Here is a 16,021-nt window from a genome sequence, read left to right on the forward strand (position 1 = left end):
ACTTGAAGTTCCCCGCTTCAAGTGTTTTTCGTTTAACGACTCCCGTAAAAGAATCAGACCAATTGTTTCAATGCGATTTCATACGCTCTCGAAGATATCTGTGTACGATCTGCGGAAGAATCCCTTATTTTTTTCAAAGCTTCAAAAATCACCTTTGAAACGTCAGAGAAGATCGCATCATCACTCATTTCTATATTTCGCTGCATTAAATACGCAAATACCCTTGCCATACCACAATTAGCGATAAAATCAGGTATCACCGCAACATGCTGATCAGCAAACTCCATCACTGGTCCATAGAATATTTCCTGATCAGCAAAAGGTACATTTGCACCAGAAGCAATGACTTCAAGCCCGTTTTCCATGAGCTGTTGGATCTGATCTTTTGAAACCAAACGTGATGCTGCTGCTGGAACAAAGATATCGGTCTTTAATCCCCATATTTCTTTCTGAATCTGCTCAAAAGACATCAAATCCGGTGAATTAAGCTCATTTCCCTTGCGATTCAGGAATAATTGTGTAATCTCCGCTTCGCTGAAACCTTCCCGATTAATTAAACCACCAGCCCGATCGATAATTCCAACAATTTTCACGCCCAGCTTAGAGAGGTAGAAAGCTGCGGCGGCGGCAACATTTCCCCAGCCTTGGATGACTGCACGTTTTCCTATACAGTCACTTCCAAAAAGTTGATAATAATGGCGGATAGATTCAGAAACTCCATAGCCTGTTATCATGTCTGCAACCTTATATTTACGCTTTAAATCCGGACTGTAGGTATTATCTTCCAACACTTTGGACACTCCATAGCGCAACTGTCCTATTTGGTGGATACGGTTGCTCTCATTTACCTTAAAATGTCCATTCAAGATACCTTCCTGTGGATGCCATAGGCCATATTCTTCAGTCAATGGAATGACATCATGGATTTCATCGATATTAAGATCCCCTCCAGTACCATAGTAATTTTTTAATAACGGTGTCACCACCTTAAACCAACGGTCTAAAACCTCATTTTTGCGTGGATCATGTGGGTCAAAGTCGATACCAGATTTGGCACCACCGATAGCGGGGCCTGAAACCGTAAACTTTACTTCCATTGTTTTAGCAAGGGACTCTACTTCATGCCGATCCAGGCCGGCGCGCATCCGTGTGCCTCCACCCGCTGCACCACCCCGCAAAGAATTGATAACAATCCATCCTTTGGCATCAGTTTCACTATCTTTCCACTCAAATACGATTTCTGGACTTCTGTGCTCAAATGCCCGCAATAATTCTTTCATACCCAACATATCCTTATAGATTACCTCTGCGTTCCTGTTCACGTTCGATTGCTTCAAAAAGTGCCTTAAAATTACCCGCACCAAAACTCTGTGCGCCTTTTCGTTGAATAATCTCGTAGAATAAGGTAGGTCTATCTTCTACAGGTTTGGTAAAAATCTGAAGGAGATACCCTTCTTCGTCGCGATCCACCAAAATACCCAGCTCTTGGATAATCCGGATTTCCTCATCTATTGCGCCAACCCTTTCCGGTAACATGTCATAATAGGCTTCTGGAGGAGCTCCTAAAAATTCAACCCCTCTGGATTTAAGTTCCCGCACCGTACGTACAATATCCTTCGTTGCCAATGCCGCATGCTGCACACCTTCACCCTCATAGAATTCAAGATATTCCTCAATTTGAGATTTCTTTTTCCCTTCTGCAGGTTCATTGATCGGAAATTTTACATAGCCATTGCCATTACTCATCACCTTACTCATCAATGCCGAATATTCGGTATTGATCTGCTTATCATCAAAGGACAGGATGTTGACAAAGCCCATCACATCCTGATACCATTGAACCGTTTCATTCATTTTATTCCAGCCTACATTGCCTACACAATGATCGACATAGAGCAAACCAGTCTCTGCTGGATTATAGTCACTTTCCCATTTTTCATATCCGGGCATAAATAAACCATTGTAGTTCTTCCGCTCCACAAAAAGGTGTACCGTTTCTCCATAAGTGTATATCCCTGCAGTCCAGACCTCCCCTTGTTCATCTTTGAGCAGTTGCGGTTCCTGATAGACTTTCGCCCCCCGTTTGGTGGTTTCCTCAAATGATTTGCGGGCATCATCAACCCATAAAGCCAGTATTTTGACGCCATCGCCATGCTTTTTGACATGCTCAGCAATAGGATGGTCTGATTTAAGCGCTGTGGTCAGCACCAGTCTTATTTTATCTTGTTTTAGGACATAAGATGCACGGTCTCTAATACCGGTCTCGGGTCCTGCATAAGCCTCCGACTGAAAACCAAAGGCAGTTTTGTAATAATGTGCGGCCTGCTTCGCATTCCCCACATAAAATTCAATGTAATCGGTTCCATTAATAGGTAGAAAATCTTGCGCTTGGGCAATCTTCTCTGCAAATGTATTTGCCATAATTTATATAAAGGTTATTCGTATTTAATTTAACTCATCCAGGATTTAAAGTAATCGGGATCTTCAATTTTTAACGCTTCTTCGGTCAGCATCAGGGGACGGAAAGGATCGATCATGACCGCTAGTTCCTCGGTTTTAACTTGCCCGATACTCTTTTCCACCGTACCAGGGTGTGGTCCATGCGGGATACCGCCCGGGTGTAATGTAATCTGTCCTTTTTCAACCGATTTCCGGCTCATAAAATCACCATCCACGTAATACAGCACTTCATCCGAGTCTACATTGCTGTGGTTATAAGGCGCAGGTACAGCTTTTGGATGATAGTCATACAGACGTGGACAAAAACTACACAACACAAAGGCATCGGTCTCAAAAGTCTGATGAACAGGTGGTGGCTGATGCAATTTTCCGGTAATTGGCATAAAGTCATGAATGGAAAATGCCCAAGGGAAATGATAGCCATCCCAACCAATAAAATCAAAAGGGTGGCTTCCATAGATGTAAGGATAAATCAATCCCTGTTTCTTGATTTTCACCTCAAAATCACCAAGCTGGTCAAAAGTTTCCAGATCCTGTGGTACACGGATATCCCGTTCAAAAAAGGGAGCATGCTCCATCAGCTGACCAAATTCATTCCGATACCGCTTTGGCGTACGTACCGGGGAAAACGATTCAACAATAAATAATCGGTTGTCAGTCTGATCAAATTCCATCTGGTAAATTGTACCCCTTGGGACAACCAGATAATCACCATACTGAAAAGAAATATTTCCGTATCCTGTCTTGAGTTTCCCTGTTCCATGGTGCACGAAAATAATCTCATCGGCCTGGCTATTTTTATAAAAATAATCCGTCATGGACTGACGGGGGGCAGCCAGCGAAATGTGTAGATCCTGGTTGACCAGAACAGGTGTGCGGCTTTCCAGATAATCATCTTTGGCCTTAACCTGAAATCCTTTTAAACTGGTATGTTTAAGATGTTTTTCACGGGCAATCTTTGGAGTAACATCATAGGGTTCACGGATCTGTTTGACCAACGTAGGCGGGTGGCAATGATACACGAGCGAATAAAGACTGGAAAAGCCATGGGTAGAAACCAATTCTTCAGCATAGAGCGTATGATCGGGCTTTCTAAAGACAGTATGTCGCTGTGTTGGAATTTGCCCTTGTTTAACATAAAATGGCATAATTCTACAATTTAAAACGGTTATAAAAAATAAATGAATATCAACGTTGCCAATAGCATCGATTGGCAAAAAATTCGAGGGGATTAGTATTGGGCAAAAATGATATCAGCTATAATTGCTCTATTAAAAGCAATATAGGGCATGGATGACGCAAAGCGATGTATTCCACGATTGATCATTTTTACTAGTTTATAATGTTATAATAAAGGTAAGAATATTTTTCTGTTTTCAAGCGAAGAAATATTTTTTTCAAAACTTATACGATATATTTGTGTCGCATTCAAAGATTGAATAACCAATAGAATATTCCGATATGAGAATTGTTACGTGCACGAAAAATGGCCAACATGAATTAGGCATTATAATCAATGACCGGGTATACACCTGCTCGGAGATAGCCCTTTCCCTTCCGACCGATATGGCTGATTTTTTGATCCGTGGAGATGAAGCCATAAACGATTTAGTGTATTATCACAGTGCATTGCTGGAGGGACGTATGTCCAGACCTTACCAGTTATTGCAAGATAGTCAGCTTGTTGCACCGATACCTCATCCGACATCAGTGCGTGATGCCTATGCTTTTCGGCAGCACGTAGCGACGTCAAGAAGAAACCGCGGACTGGATATGATTCCGGAATTCGATGAATTTCCCGTTTTTTACTTCTCCAATCATCAGGCCATACAAGGTCCCGGCCCGATACAATGTATGCCACTGCATCTTGAGCAACTGGATTTTGAACTTGAAGTGGCCATCGTAATCAATAAAACAGGTATAAATATCCCTGCCTCAGAGGCTGATAAATATATTGCCGGATACATGATCATGAATGATTTTAGCGCACGAAAACTCCAAATGGACGAGATGAAATTAAGCTTGGGGCCCGCCAAAGGAAAGGATTTTGCTACGGCAATTGGCCCATGGTTAGTCACCAAGGACGAATTGGAACCTTATAAAATTAATTCTTCAGGAGATCATATTGGTGACAGATACAATCTCGACATGTCATGCCGCGTGAATGGTCAGCAGGTTTCTTCCGGTAATTTTGCTACAATGCACTGGACATTTGCCGAAATTATCGAGCGCGTTTCCTATGGTGTACGTCTCTTTCCGGGTGATGTGATCGGTTCGGGAACAGTTGGAACGGGATGTTTTTTAGAACTCAACGGCACTGGGCGCATGGAGAATCCCGCTCATCAGGATCAATGGCTACAGGTAGGCGATCAGGTCGAGCTAGAAATAACTGGCTTGGGCAAACTTTCCAATTCCGTAGTATTATACCAACAATAAATCTATTCAAAAAATGAATTCTTCTTCTTTCGATACAGTCACTTTTGAGTCCTCGGCTGATAAAGCGATCATTGATAATTTAATCAAATATGCCGTTGCACCTCGTCCCATCTGTTTTGCGAGTACCATCGATGCGGCGGGCAATGTCAACCTGAGTCCTTTCAGCTACTTCAACCTGATGTCACACCAACCACCAATATGTGTATTCTCACCCTTGCGTCGCATGCGTGATGGCAGTACCAAGCATACACTGGACAATATTCAGGAAGTCAATGAGGTCGTCATCAACATCGTAAACTATGCGATGGTACAGCAACAGTCACTGGCCAGTACAGAGTACAGCAAGGAGGTAAATGAATTTGACAAATCTGGGTTTACACCAATCCCATCATTACATGTTCGCCCACCGCGGGTCTCGGAATCTCCGGTTCAACTGGAATGTCGTGTAAGAGAAGTGATCGCCCTGAGCGACGAACCCGGCGCAGGAAATCTCGTTATTGCAGAAGTACTCTATATGCATGTGCACAAAGAACTCTTGCACAAAAACAATACGATAAAACAAGAGGAACTAGATCTGGTCGCTCGTCTCGGCGGCGACTGGTACTGCCGTGTAACCAATGAAAACCTCTTTATTGTTCCTAAACCACTCCGCAGTCTGGGTATTGGCGTAGATCAGCTGCCCGAAAGTATTCGCCTTTCCAAAGTACTTACCGGAAACCATCTCGGATTATTGGCTAATGTCGAATCCTTACCAGTTCTAGAGCAAGCCACCCAAGAGGATAAATATTTAAACTACCTCCGGCTGAATTTTCAACAAGGTTCACCGCAATTAACACAAAAAGTACATGCTTACGCTGCGCAATTATTGGATACGGAGCAATTAGACAAAGCATGGCAGGTACTATTAAGCCTATAAAAAGTTTCGTTGCATAATACTACAAATAAGCAAACCTATAAAAATATCGGCTACGCAATACCTATAGCACACCTACAGAAATCCGGAAGCATAGACCGACAGCTATGCTTCTTTTTGACCAAGGTCAGCGAAAACCTGATCGGCTACGGTGATTCCCTGATAAAAGGCTTCCTCAAAAATAGATATACCACTTAAATCAGAATGTGCAAAATAGACTTTATCAGCAATAGGTCTTGTCAGTTCGGTACGCGCTTCGTCTGATAGAAAACCACTGACAGGGCTTATCATGCCATGTCCGTGTCGAAAGACTTCTATACTAATGACTTCATTTTCTATTCCATAATGCGCCTTCTCTAGATCTTCCAAAATAAACTCTTTCCATTGCTGGTCTGTCCACTGATATAGCTGTTTCCGGTTTCCGTTGAGGTCCCCATCTCCCAGACTATGATAATAGGTAATCACAAAAGGGCTTTGCAACTGATTTAGGCTCTGGTGTTGATCATACACATAACCCAATCCCTTTCCGTTATAAATAATATTTTCCCAAGAAAGTGTCGCACCATCTGCAAAAGGGAAACGATGCAATACAATCGTCGCTACGATCCAAGGTGCATAATGAAATTTTTTCGTCAATGCCGTACGGTTTGGCAACAGATACTGATTGACAAATTGTGGGCAGCAATTGATCACCTTCTGGGCTTTAATGGTCTTTGACAATTTCGTTTTATCATCGAAGACGGACACTTCCACAGCATCTTGCCCTACATGTATCTGATAAGCCAGATGTTGATTCAATACCCTACCATCCGCATATTTTTTCAAATGGCTGACCAATCGTCCATTCCCTTCTTGCCAGGTGAGCACCAGATCCTGGTAGGCAGACCAATCGTGCTTTCGGCTCGCAAAGTAATGTATAGCAGCAAAAGCAGAAGTGGCCGCGATACCTGTTCCATAGTCGTCACGGCAACAGTAGTTCACATAACTAAACACAGGTTCCGTCTTATACCCCTCTGATTCCATCCATGAACGCATCGTCAGGACATCTAATCTTTTGAGATCGGCCGACTGCGAAGCATTGCGCATCGGGATATCAAAGACGTACTTTCCATCGCTACCTTTCAATTGCTTAAACTGACCCATCTGTGTCATAAAACGATCTATTTCAGTCGTCTCCTGCTGGGATAACCCATAGCTGGGAACAATGCCTTCCTGCCAGATGTTATGGATAAAAAGTCGTTCCTGCGGAGCAAAGGACAATTGTTCCTCATCAAATAATGGAACACCCCCCTCCGTCCAGCCGACGATAATTTTCGATTCTTCCAAAAACCGCAGGAGTTCCCTATTGGAAGCATTCGGAATAGGAAGATAATGTGCTCCTAACGGATAACGGCTATAATCATTCTCGCCATGACGCGCATTACCCCCTACTTCAGACTCCATATCCAAAAGTAGAAAATCGTTCATTCCCTTTTGTTGCAAACGATAAGCAGCCGATAGTCCGCTAACGCCACCACCAAGAATCAGAATGGGTATTTCAACCACTGCTGTAGATTTGGGGAAATCCTGGAATCGCAGACGATGCCCCAAAATATGGTCTGTCCCCGTCAGGCGCAAAAAAATACGGTTCACCTTTTTCTTACAGGCCTGAGCAAACTGCAGGCCGATTGCCCCCAAGAATGCGAGCTTGAGAAAACCACGCCGCGAGGGATTAAATCTTACTCCATTCTTCATCAAAATACCGCACTAAAATCTGATTGTCCAAACGGTTTATTTCTACATGATCCACACGCATGTCGGCCGGAAACTCAGTCAGTTCTCTAAAATGATAATTGTAATACCGCAGCTTATCCACCCGTCGGGCAATATGCTTAAATTGTTGTGTCATATCTGCCGAAAATAGACAAAACCCCCATTCGCCAAAGGATGGCACATAGGTATGATAGGCGACAGTATTTGGAAAAACCGTGCTGATTGTCTCATGGATACACCAGTAAGATTTGGGTGCAAAATAAGGCGAAGTTGTCTGTACCGACACCATGGTATAGGGTGTCATGAGAGGTTGTAGACTTTGATAAAAACTTGTCGTATATAATTTTCCAAGACTATAGTTTGACGGATCCGGAAAATCTATAATCATGACATCGTATTTTTCCTTTGCAGATTTTGCCCAGATAAATGCATCCTGATTGATCACCTTTACTCTCGGGTCATTCAGCGAGCCCTTGTTGTGACTGACTAGTAATTCATTTGTCTGGAACAATTTGGTCATACCCTCGTCCAAATCCACCAATGTAACCTTTTTTACACCTGGATATTTAAGAACCTCCCGGACAGCAAGCCCGTCTCCACCGCCAAACACCAATACATGCGATACATCTTTGGCCATAGACATCGCCGGATGTACCAAAACCTCATGATACCGATATTCATCTTTGGTGTTGAACTGTAAATTATTGTTCAGAAACAATTGATATTCACCCTTGCTCTCCGTCAGAACAATACGTTGATAGGGTGTAGAATGTTTATAGACAATATTATTCCCATATAATTGACTTTCGGAATATTTAAGCAAATCATCGGAATAAAAAAACACAACCGAAAGCAATACCAGACAAACTATTGACTTGGCTTTAATCCAGTTGGGATTTTTAAGTCTTTTAGCGAGATAGAATGATAGAAAGACGCCTACCAAAATATTGATGATCCCAAAAAACAGTGATGTTCCCATCACGCCCAACCGCGGAATCAGCAGGATAGGAAACAGCACCGAAGCGATCAATGCGCCGATATAATCAAAAGCAAATACATTGGAAACCAAGTCCCTAAACTGAACCCTATCTTTTAGAATATTCATCAATAAGGGGATCTCCATACCACAGAGACAGCCTGTCAGAAAAACAAAGAAATAGAGTACAAATTGAAAGTGTTCGACCTGCTGAAACAGTAAAAATAAAACGACAGAACTGCAACCGCCAATGACGCCGATCAACAGTTCAATATCAATAAATCGGTCAAAAAGGTTTTTGGTGATGTACTTCGCTAAAAAAGATCCCACCCCCATCGAGAACAGGTAGGTACCGATAATAAATGAAAACTGCTTGACTGAATCTCCCAATAAATAGCTCGCCAATGCACCCGCAACCAGCTCGTAAATAAGCCCGCAAGTTGCAATGACAAATACCGCAAATAAGAGAAAAATGGGCAGATTGCTCTTTTTACCCATGTATTGCCGCAGCTATTATAATCGATATGCCTAATATAAAAGCCGCAAAAACAATCGCTAAAGCCATATTCTTGTTCTTTACGATCTCCTGCCAAGATTGTTCCGGCGTCAATCGCTCGATAAGCCAATAGGCCAATAACAATACAGCAATGCCAATAAGCGAATAAATCAATGATGCTGCAATTCCTTTATAAAACAATTCGTAATTCATTTTTATATTAATTTTTATTTATGACCTGAACCATATCCACTATAACTACCTCCGCTACCATAAAAGGATCGACGATAATGTGATCTTGATCCTGTATAAGTATGGTCTTCCAAGGTGCTCGTCCGCATTGTAGTCTTACAATCTGTAGAGGAATTTACAAATAGGTTAACAGCAACAAAAAAGACAAAAAAAGCAACTAAAGCTACACCCAGCCGATCAAATTTTAAGATATCGAAATAACCTAAACCTTCAGCCCGAGCAACAAAATCTTTATTTTTAATCGCCAGAATATTATGTCTAAAAATCCCCACAAGAACAACAATACCCACCAAACAAAGAATCAAAAAGGTATAACTGGTACCTCCGTATGTTAATTTATAGTCCTCTGTGAGTTCAAAATTAACATCCATATCAGCGGCACCATTGGTTGAAGAGGTGACAAAAACAAGGTGATAAATCCCCGGTTGTATACGACAAAAATCGACGGTCAATCCACTGGCATAATTAACGTCATTGTTCTCGTGGACAGCTGTACCAGACTCAATAATCTCATTTGTCTTTTCATTGACCAATTTGATCATCAGCTGGATGGGATGGCTTTTAGATTCCGATATTCCCTCCAGGACCAGCTTTTTGGGTTTATCGCCTTTTAATTCGAAAGAGGCGCCGACAAATTCCGAGTTTGCCTTTTTTCCGGGGAATTTTTCATCAAACTTATAAGTATCCTTACCGATCTGTCCCCAGTTTAAAACCCAGAATAGAGCTGCCAACAGCAAAACAGCGAAGACACCAATATTTCTCAGCTTCGTCCCTACAATCTCCTTTTTGGCAATATAATCGTTATAGGTGTCAAAAATTTTATAATAGCTCTCATCCTCCAGGTAAATTCCCTGATAATACTGTACATCGTTATCAATAAATTCCTGAGAAATAAAACGATCCTCATTAACTGTTTGAATGTAGGTCAGGGTCGTTGACGTCGATTCCAAGTCTTCAAATACAAAGCCCTCTGCATAGACAACAGTTTGCTCCTCCGTATACTCCAGGTCATAGTGTCTATTACCAAACTTACATGAATTGCTTTTCGGTATGAGCGTCACCTGCTCCCGATCAATGGTATGTAAGGCACAGGCATAGTCTACGCCATCGCTGAAATAAATATCGTCTTGCTTCGCATTTAACCCCACAAATTCATTTCCATATTCGCCACTTTTTGTAAAGCGCTGTATCTTGGAGATAATATAATAGCTATTTCTCTTGAATTGAACGGATTCACCCAAAGTAGCCCATTGCATGACTAAGGGAGCCGAAAATTCTTTCACATAAGTTAAGGTGTCAACTGTCGTACCTTTAAAATAACTATGACATTTTGCACAAACGAAACCTGAAAAGTCGGTTACCTCGATTTTAAACCGGTGTGCATGGCCACATTTTTTGCATATTACATCCATAAACTACCGATTAACCACAGTTTCGTTAATAACTATTGCATTAAAATAAGTTTTAAAGAGCTTACCCAAATGCAAAACTTTTTCACTGTTATCTTTTAGATAATTACAGAGATAGACATCTAATGTCAATTGTCCAAATTCCGGCCAGGTATGGATACAGATATGGGATTCCATTAAACAAATTGCAGCGGTAAATCCACCGCCCTCAAAAGAATGGGTGGAAATACCTACAATTTGTAAATTATGGATATTGATCTGCTTTTTTGTAAACTCCAAAAAAGGATCTATAGTAGTCAATAATGATGCCTCCTCTACCTGCAATGTCATCAGCAGATGTTTTCCGGGAGTATACTTTTCGTTCATCAGAAATAACTGGATAAATTAAACGTTCCAAATATAAAAAGTTTTACCAAATTTTTATACTATGGGAATCAATCATTTCACTCAGTGATTATTTAACGACTCTTCTTTTGCCACCCGCAGACCATCATCTATCAGTTTTTTCAAGCTGGGTCGAATTGTAATAATAGCTTTAAGCTTACCTTGTACACTTTCAGTTAAGTCGTAGGCATAATTCGCCCAGGCGATTTCATAAAGTTCTACCAGCGCGAGCCAGTTATCTGTTATTTCAGCAGACAACTGATCAAAGATATCCGTCCAACGCTCCGTAGCAAATGATCCTGACCGCAGTGCTCCGATCTGTGCATGCAAGACAAGCAATTTTGAGTCTTCAATCTGCGTATACGATAAAACGGATGACTTCTCCGTCCCTTCCTCAATAGACTCATAAGCATCTTTGTCAGCAGCCCCCGCAAATACTGAAATAATCTCGGTCCCTACAGCCATGTCGTAAACTCCCCATTCAGGTTTAAAATAAACTTCCCTCCGGTCATTTCGGTAGACTTCACAGTCATCAAATGAAATCAACACAACTTTACCCGCCTGACGTACAACCTTCAAAACAACGCCCTCAACTTCAACCCCTGAAGAAAAACACAAAGAACATCGCTTTCCTTGACTAATACCATAAGTGGTCAATTCTTCGTCTGAGAAATCCGCCAAATCTTTATTGCTATCTGCGAGAAGACCGACCGGAGAACCATAGCCCTCCCGATGATAATTTATCCCGTGTCCTTCTAATTGCTTCCCAGAACACGCCAATGCAGTGGGGCCTACTGTTTGTATATAGGAAATAGACTGATCTGCATTCGCCGCCTTAAAAATACCTGACACCTGCAATCCAGAACTATAAACAATCGTGCATACAGCCTGACAGTCAATCGCTTTTTCCAAACTTTGTTTTCCGCCAACCCGGAAGGCCATAGTATCTGCAAACTGATTCAGGACATCCATTAAATGTTCAAAATCGGGTGTGACAAACAATTGTGGCTGTGGCTTAGTAATATCATAGGTATATGCTACAGTATTTAAATCATAAGGTAGCTTTGGTACCGATTTTTGCATACAACTGGCACTTTCGCCAATGGAAGACAGTAGACCTGCGCCATAAATCTTGGGATCATCAAGGCTACCGATCAGACCATACTCCACAGTCCACCAATGCAACCTACTCAGCAAAGCCATTTCCGAAGGTTCGCCCATATTGTCCTGAACGGTCTTCAACTTGTTTTCAGCTTCCACCAATTCGGTTTCGGTTGTACCCGCGTGCTCTTTTAAAATTGATAAATGGCGAATAGCCTCATACAGTTCGAAATCCTTCCGGGACGACAATGCTTTTGTTCCAATTTCACCAAAGTACTGCAAATACACCGCATAATCGGGCTCACCTATGATCGGTGCATGGCCAGAAGATTCATGAATGATATCTGGTGCAGGGGTATATTCAATATGTTCCAATTGTCGGATATCTGCGGCTATAACCAATACCCGATGTGCCTGAAATTCCATAAAAGCTGCCGGTGGTATAAATCCATCGACCGTTACAGCTCCCCAACCAATTAATTTCAAACTATCGTTCATTTGTTGCAGATCCGGTATGTGCGAAATGGAAAGCCCCGCTTTCTTCAATCCTGGTATGTATGGGTAATAAGCGACATCTTTTAAAAAGGAATAATTCTGACGCATGACATAGCGCCACAAGGCTTGATCCAAAGCCGTATAACGTTCGTATTGCTGGGCGACTACATAGCGCTTTAAATGTTTGGGCAGCTGCTCCAAAACAACATTATTATATGTTTCCATTTATAATCGGTATCAAAATAAAGTGTGAGACTTTGTATGAAGGTAGAAAATATTTATTGTTTCCGAAAGGGCAACCTTACATTCTCGTGCTTTTTTACAAAATATATCAAAGGTATGACTCATAAAACCTTCCTAAACAAATCTAAAAAAACTTCTTTTTCCTAATTTAATTCTAAAACCAGTTTCCAGATCAACGGGCAGATCAGGATCCAGACATTTGTTCGAATCAATCTGTACTGCCCCCTCGGCAATGAGTCTGCGAATAGCGGACTTACTCAGATCTTTCTTTAAAAAGTGACAAAGGTCGACGAGCTTTGCAACAGAACCCAATTGCGCATTAACATGTTGCAACGAGACCTCTTCAAAACTTTTATTATCGAATGATTTTTGCTGGAACTGTTTAGCAAAAAAATCCAATGCATCCGCAGCTGCATGCGGAGCGTGGTATTGGGCCACGAGATTATGCGCAATAAGCTTTTTGACTTCCATCGGATTTTCGCCAATTTCCATCCGGGATTTTAACATCTTCTTTTCCGTTGGAGTAAAGTCTGTTGTGAGATCAATATAATCGGGGATTAAGCTGTCGGGAATAGACATCGCTTTGCCAAACATTTCATTCGGCTCATCCAACAGACCAATGGTATTGTACAGCGATTTGCTCATTTTCTCTTTACCGTCCAATCCTCTGAGCAGTGGCATACATAAGACAAGCTGAGGATCGAGATTAAAAGATTCTTGAAGCTGGCGTCCCATTGTACAATTAAACAATTGGTCTGTCCCACCCATTTCAATATCGCTTTTGATATGTACGGAATCAAAACCCTGCAATATAGGATAGATAAGTTCATGCATGGCGATCGGTTGATTGTCCGTGAAACGTTTGTGAAAATCATGCCGTTGCATAAGCTGCGCAACCGTCACTTTTGAAACAAGCTGAATAACCTCCGCAAAATCCAAGTTATCCAACCAATCACCATTAAAGACAACTTTTGTCTTTGACATATCAATGATTTTAGCTAATTGTGCGATATAGGTTGCAGCATTCTCAGCTATTTTTTCCTGATTCAAAGGTTTACGCGCTTTATTTTTGCCAGTTGGATCTCCTATCCGCGCAGTAAAACTCCCAACCAAAACGACGATTTGATGGCCCAATTCCTGAAATTGCTTAAGCTTTTTCAACACGACAGCATGCCCCAAATGAAGGTCTGGAGCCGTAGGATCAAACCCGAGTTTAATAATCAGCGGACGCCCAGTTTCTTTAGATTGTTGCAATTTGGACCTCAGCCCATCCTTTGGCAACATAATTTCAATGTTTTCTTCTAAATCTGTTAACATAATGCTATAAAAACAAAAAAGCCCGAACGTTATGTTCGGGCTTAGCTATATAAATAATTAAATTTTCTAAATTTTAATAGGCATAAGGTTCCCGAACTACTATCGGGAGATAATAATTAAAGAAAAATGGAAGACGTAATATGTTGTTCATTTTCTTCATTGCCTTAACAAAGTTAACGCTATATTTCCAAAAATCAAAAAAGCCATAATAATATAGTAATACCATCCCCTCTTATTCAATGCCACACGACATCTGACTCCAATCAGCTCTTATCAGGCGCCTAATTACACCTTATTCCCTCTTATCAAAAACTCAACTACACGTTATTCTCATCTCCCTTGTTCGATCCACTATCATTCCGTTTCTCCAGCAATTTACCCTCGGCATTATATACATATCTCTCAACTCGACCATTTCGTTTTTTCTCAACAATTTTCTTCAATAATAATTGGTTCTTAAAATATTCCCTATAACTCGAACCATTGAATTTGTACAGTCTCTCGACAAGATTATTATGCTGATATAAGTCGGTATAATTGACTTTATCTTTTTTATAGGTATGTTTAAGTAGTTGGCCGTCCCTGTTGAACGACTTCGATTCGACGACCTGACCGACACAATCCAACTTCGCTTTATAAAGTAACTTGTTATCCAGGCCATACTCTGATTTACTGTGGTCAAACTCGTTTTCAACGATATAGTAGCTGTCATAAAAAGTCTTTAATACTTTCTTCTTTCCTATATTAGGTTGATAAATCACTATCTTTTCCTGACTGATTTTACCGTTTCGAAAATCGCGCTGTACACTTGAAGTATCCGTAATCGTATACTGAAAATCCAAAGTCGCGTCAGTCTGCACGTCCATTTGCTGCATCACACCATGCCTGACCTGGACCACAGCACGCTTTCCTTCCTTTTCAATCTTAAAATTTCCATCTACTAAACCGTCTTTGTTGACCGCAATAAAGGCATTAGAGGGGCCCAAAAATTGATTTTGCTGCACAATATATTTTCCTTGCTTCAATTTAGTGACTTGTCCTTTTTCAACGATGTTAATAGTATCTTTTGGAGATTCTGATAAATGTAACTGATACCTGTTTTTATCCAAACGAACATACTCCTGAGCTACGGCTATTTGTCCCAACAAAGCAATACATGGGAACAAGAAAAATTTCAATTTCGACATATTGTAATAAGTTTGTTGCAAAACATATAGTACAATTATTACACCAAAAACCGCAAGTCTAGATGAAACTAAATTCAAATAGGGAATATAAAACGCCAAAACAACAGCATACAGATAAAAAAAGGAGAAATATCCTTAAGATAGATCTCCTTATATTTTATTTAGGGACTGATCGTATTAGACAGACTCAAGGTATTGCGCATAGCAGTACCCTTCTTCGTTATCGTTGGTCCGCACTAACCACCATTGCTCATTTGCCTTGCTGATCAATGTGATAATTTCGCCCTTTGCAGCTTTTCCTACAATAGGCTGGTCAGTTCCGGGGCCTTTTCGAATATTTAAGTTGCTATTCTCTGTGATTACCTTTACCTGGCTTCCGGGCACCTCTGTAGCCACATCAACATTTAAGACGACATCACCGGTCTGGAAGTTTGGATCTATATTTCCATAAATTTCCCACAGTTTATTTTTCACATCAGCGGTAGGCGCAGTACCCCTAATCTGAAGCACACCATCCATTTCAGCGTAATTCAGATCGTTAACTCCTGAAGATTGCGCAGTATCCAAAAGAACTTTATATTTTTCTTGTAATGACATAAT

14 protein-coding genes are annotated in these 16,021 nt (G+C 41.1%); 2 read left to right on the forward strand and 12 right to left on the reverse strand.

Annotated elements, in window-relative coordinates; translation table 11 throughout:
* Nucleotides 1-53 precede the first annotated feature (53 nt).
* From AC07UV_RS02955 to AC07UV_RS02965, 3 genes are read right to left on the reverse strand one after another with little or no spacing between them, the layout of a single operon-like run.
* Entirely contained in the window at nucleotides 54-1,322 is a 1,269-nt protein-coding gene (locus tag AC07UV_RS02955) for a Glu/Leu/Phe/Val dehydrogenase dimerization domain-containing protein (protein ID WP_495182685.1), read from the reverse strand.
* The gene (gene hppD, locus AC07UV_RS02960; protein ID WP_120260669.1) at nucleotides 1,294-2,421 is read right to left on the reverse strand and encodes a 4-hydroxyphenylpyruvate dioxygenase; all 1,128 of its coding nucleotides are present in this window, start codon (nucleotides 2,419-2,421) and stop codon (nucleotides 1,294-1,296) included. Before hppD ends, AC07UV_RS02955 begins: the two co-directional genes overlap by 29 nt.
* A gap of 29 nt (nucleotides 2,422-2,450) precedes the next feature.
* Nucleotides 2,451-3,608, reverse strand: a complete 1,158-nt coding sequence (locus tag AC07UV_RS02965; RefSeq protein WP_495182686.1) for a homogentisate 1,2-dioxygenase — start codon at nucleotides 3,606-3,608, stop codon at nucleotides 2,451-2,453.
* A 313-nt stretch (nucleotides 3,609-3,921) separates the two neighbouring features.
* Here AC07UV_RS02965 and AC07UV_RS02970 point away from each other — a divergent pair, with 313 nt between their 5' ends.
* Nucleotides 3,922-4,896: a fumarylacetoacetate hydrolase family protein gene (locus AC07UV_RS02970; RefSeq protein WP_495182687.1), complete on the forward strand. Its 975-nt coding sequence runs from the start codon at nucleotides 3,922-3,924 to the stop codon at nucleotides 4,894-4,896.
* Nucleotides 4,897-4,909: 13 nt separating this feature from the next.
* Complete coding sequence (locus AC07UV_RS02975) at nucleotides 4,910-5,812, forward strand: flavin reductase family protein (RefSeq protein ID WP_495182688.1); 903 nt, start codon at nucleotides 4,910-4,912, stop codon at nucleotides 5,810-5,812.
* Between the two features lie 102 nt (nucleotides 5,813-5,914).
* Here the strand turns inward: AC07UV_RS02975 and AC07UV_RS02980 are convergent, their stop codons facing one another.
* The 9 genes from AC07UV_RS02980 to AC07UV_RS03020 form a co-directional block, all read right to left on the reverse strand.
* Entirely contained in the window at nucleotides 5,915-7,543 is a 1,629-nt protein-coding gene (locus AC07UV_RS02980) for an FAD-dependent oxidoreductase (protein ID WP_495182689.1), read from the reverse strand.
* Nucleotides 7,521-9,035 carry a polyamine aminopropyltransferase gene (locus AC07UV_RS02985; protein ID WP_495182690.1) on the reverse strand — a complete coding sequence of 505 codons (1,515 nt, stop codon included), beginning with the start codon at nucleotides 9,033-9,035 and terminating at the stop codon, nucleotides 7,521-7,523. The genes AC07UV_RS02980 and AC07UV_RS02985 overlap by 23 nt, the downstream gene beginning before the upstream one ends.
* Complete coding sequence (locus tag AC07UV_RS02990; protein ID WP_120260664.1) at nucleotides 9,028-9,246, reverse strand: DUF350 domain-containing protein; 219 nt, start codon at nucleotides 9,244-9,246, stop codon at nucleotides 9,028-9,030. Before AC07UV_RS02990 ends, AC07UV_RS02985 begins: the two co-directional genes overlap by 8 nt.
* A 14-nt stretch (nucleotides 9,247-9,260) precedes the next feature.
* A complete protein-coding gene (locus tag AC07UV_RS02995) occupies nucleotides 9,261-10,697 on the reverse strand; it encodes a hypothetical protein (protein ID WP_495182691.1) in 1,437 nt (478 codons plus the stop codon).
* A 3-nt stretch (nucleotides 10,698-10,700) separates the two neighbouring features.
* Entirely contained in the window at nucleotides 10,701-11,060 is a 360-nt protein-coding gene (locus AC07UV_RS03000) for an S-adenosylmethionine decarboxylase family protein (RefSeq protein ID WP_120260662.1), read from the reverse strand.
* Nucleotides 11,061-11,141: 81 nt separating this feature from the next.
* Nucleotides 11,142-12,899, reverse strand: a complete 1,758-nt coding sequence (locus tag AC07UV_RS03005) for an aromatic amino acid hydroxylase (protein WP_495182692.1) — start codon at nucleotides 12,897-12,899, stop codon at nucleotides 11,142-11,144.
* Nucleotides 12,900-13,031: 132 nt separating this feature from the next.
* The gene (tyrS, locus tag AC07UV_RS03010) at nucleotides 13,032-14,234 is read right to left on the reverse strand and encodes a tyrosine--tRNA ligase (RefSeq protein WP_495182693.1); all 1,203 of its coding nucleotides are present in this window, start codon (nucleotides 14,232-14,234) and stop codon (nucleotides 13,032-13,034) included.
* Between the two features lie 317 nt (nucleotides 14,235-14,551).
* Entirely contained in the window at nucleotides 14,552-15,421 is an 870-nt protein-coding gene (locus tag AC07UV_RS03015; protein ID WP_282253470.1) for a hypothetical protein, read from the reverse strand.
* Nucleotides 15,422-15,598: 177 nt separating this feature from the next.
* A complete protein-coding gene (locus AC07UV_RS03020) occupies nucleotides 15,599-16,018 on the reverse strand; it encodes an SH3 domain-containing protein (RefSeq protein WP_120260658.1) in 420 nt (139 codons plus the stop codon).
* Between the last annotated feature and the right edge of the window lie 3 nt (nucleotides 16,019-16,021).

This window comes from Sphingobacterium sp. GW821-FHT03E03 (genome assembly GCF_059420745.1).

What these genes read in the sequence shown, in the direction of transcription:
- hppD (WP_120260669.1), bottom strand. Translation starts at nt 2,421, where the DNA reads ATGGCAAATACATTTGCAGAGAAGATTGCCCAAGCGCAAGATTTTCTA.
- AC07UV_RS02965 (WP_495182686.1), bottom strand. Translation starts at nt 3,608, where the DNA reads ATGCCATTTTATGTTAAACAAGGGCAAATTCCAACACAGCGACATACT.
- AC07UV_RS02970 (WP_495182687.1), top strand. Translation starts at nt 3,922, where the DNA reads ATGAGAATTGTTACGTGCACGAAAAATGGCCAACATGAATTAGGCATT.
- AC07UV_RS02975 (WP_495182688.1), top strand. Translation starts at nt 4,910, where the DNA reads ATGAATTCTTCTTCTTTCGATACAGTCACTTTTGAGTCCTCGGCTGAT.
- AC07UV_RS02980 (WP_495182689.1), bottom strand. Translation starts at nt 7,543, where the DNA reads ATGAAGAATGGAGTAAGATTTAATCCCTCGCGGCGTGGTTTTCTCAAG.
- AC07UV_RS02985 (WP_495182690.1), bottom strand. Translation starts at nt 9,035, where the DNA reads ATGGGTAAAAAGAGCAATCTGCCCATTTTTCTCTTATTTGCGGTATTT.
- AC07UV_RS02990 (WP_120260664.1), bottom strand. Translation starts at nt 9,246, where the DNA reads ATGAATTACGAATTGTTTTATAAAGGAATTGCAGCATCATTGATTTAT.
- AC07UV_RS02995 (WP_495182691.1), bottom strand. Translation starts at nt 10,697, where the DNA reads ATGGATGTAATATGCAAAAAATGTGGCCATGCACACCGGTTTAAAATC.
- AC07UV_RS03000 (WP_120260662.1), bottom strand. Translation starts at nt 11,060, where the DNA reads ATGAACGAAAAGTATACTCCCGGAAAACATCTGCTGATGACATTGCAG.
- AC07UV_RS03005 (WP_495182692.1), bottom strand. Translation starts at nt 12,899, where the DNA reads ATGGAAACATATAATAATGTTGTTTTGGAGCAGCTGCCCAAACATTTA.
- tyrS (WP_495182693.1), bottom strand. Translation starts at nt 14,234, where the DNA reads ATGTTAACAGATTTAGAAGAAAACATTGAAATTATGTTGCCAAAGGAT.
- AC07UV_RS03015 (WP_282253470.1), bottom strand. Translation starts at nt 15,421, where the DNA reads ATGTCGAAATTGAAATTTTTCTTGTTCCCATGTATTGCTTTGTTGGGA.
- AC07UV_RS03020 (WP_120260658.1), bottom strand. Translation starts at nt 16,018, where the DNA reads ATGTCATTACAAGAAAAATATAAAGTTCTTTTGGATACTGCGCAATCT.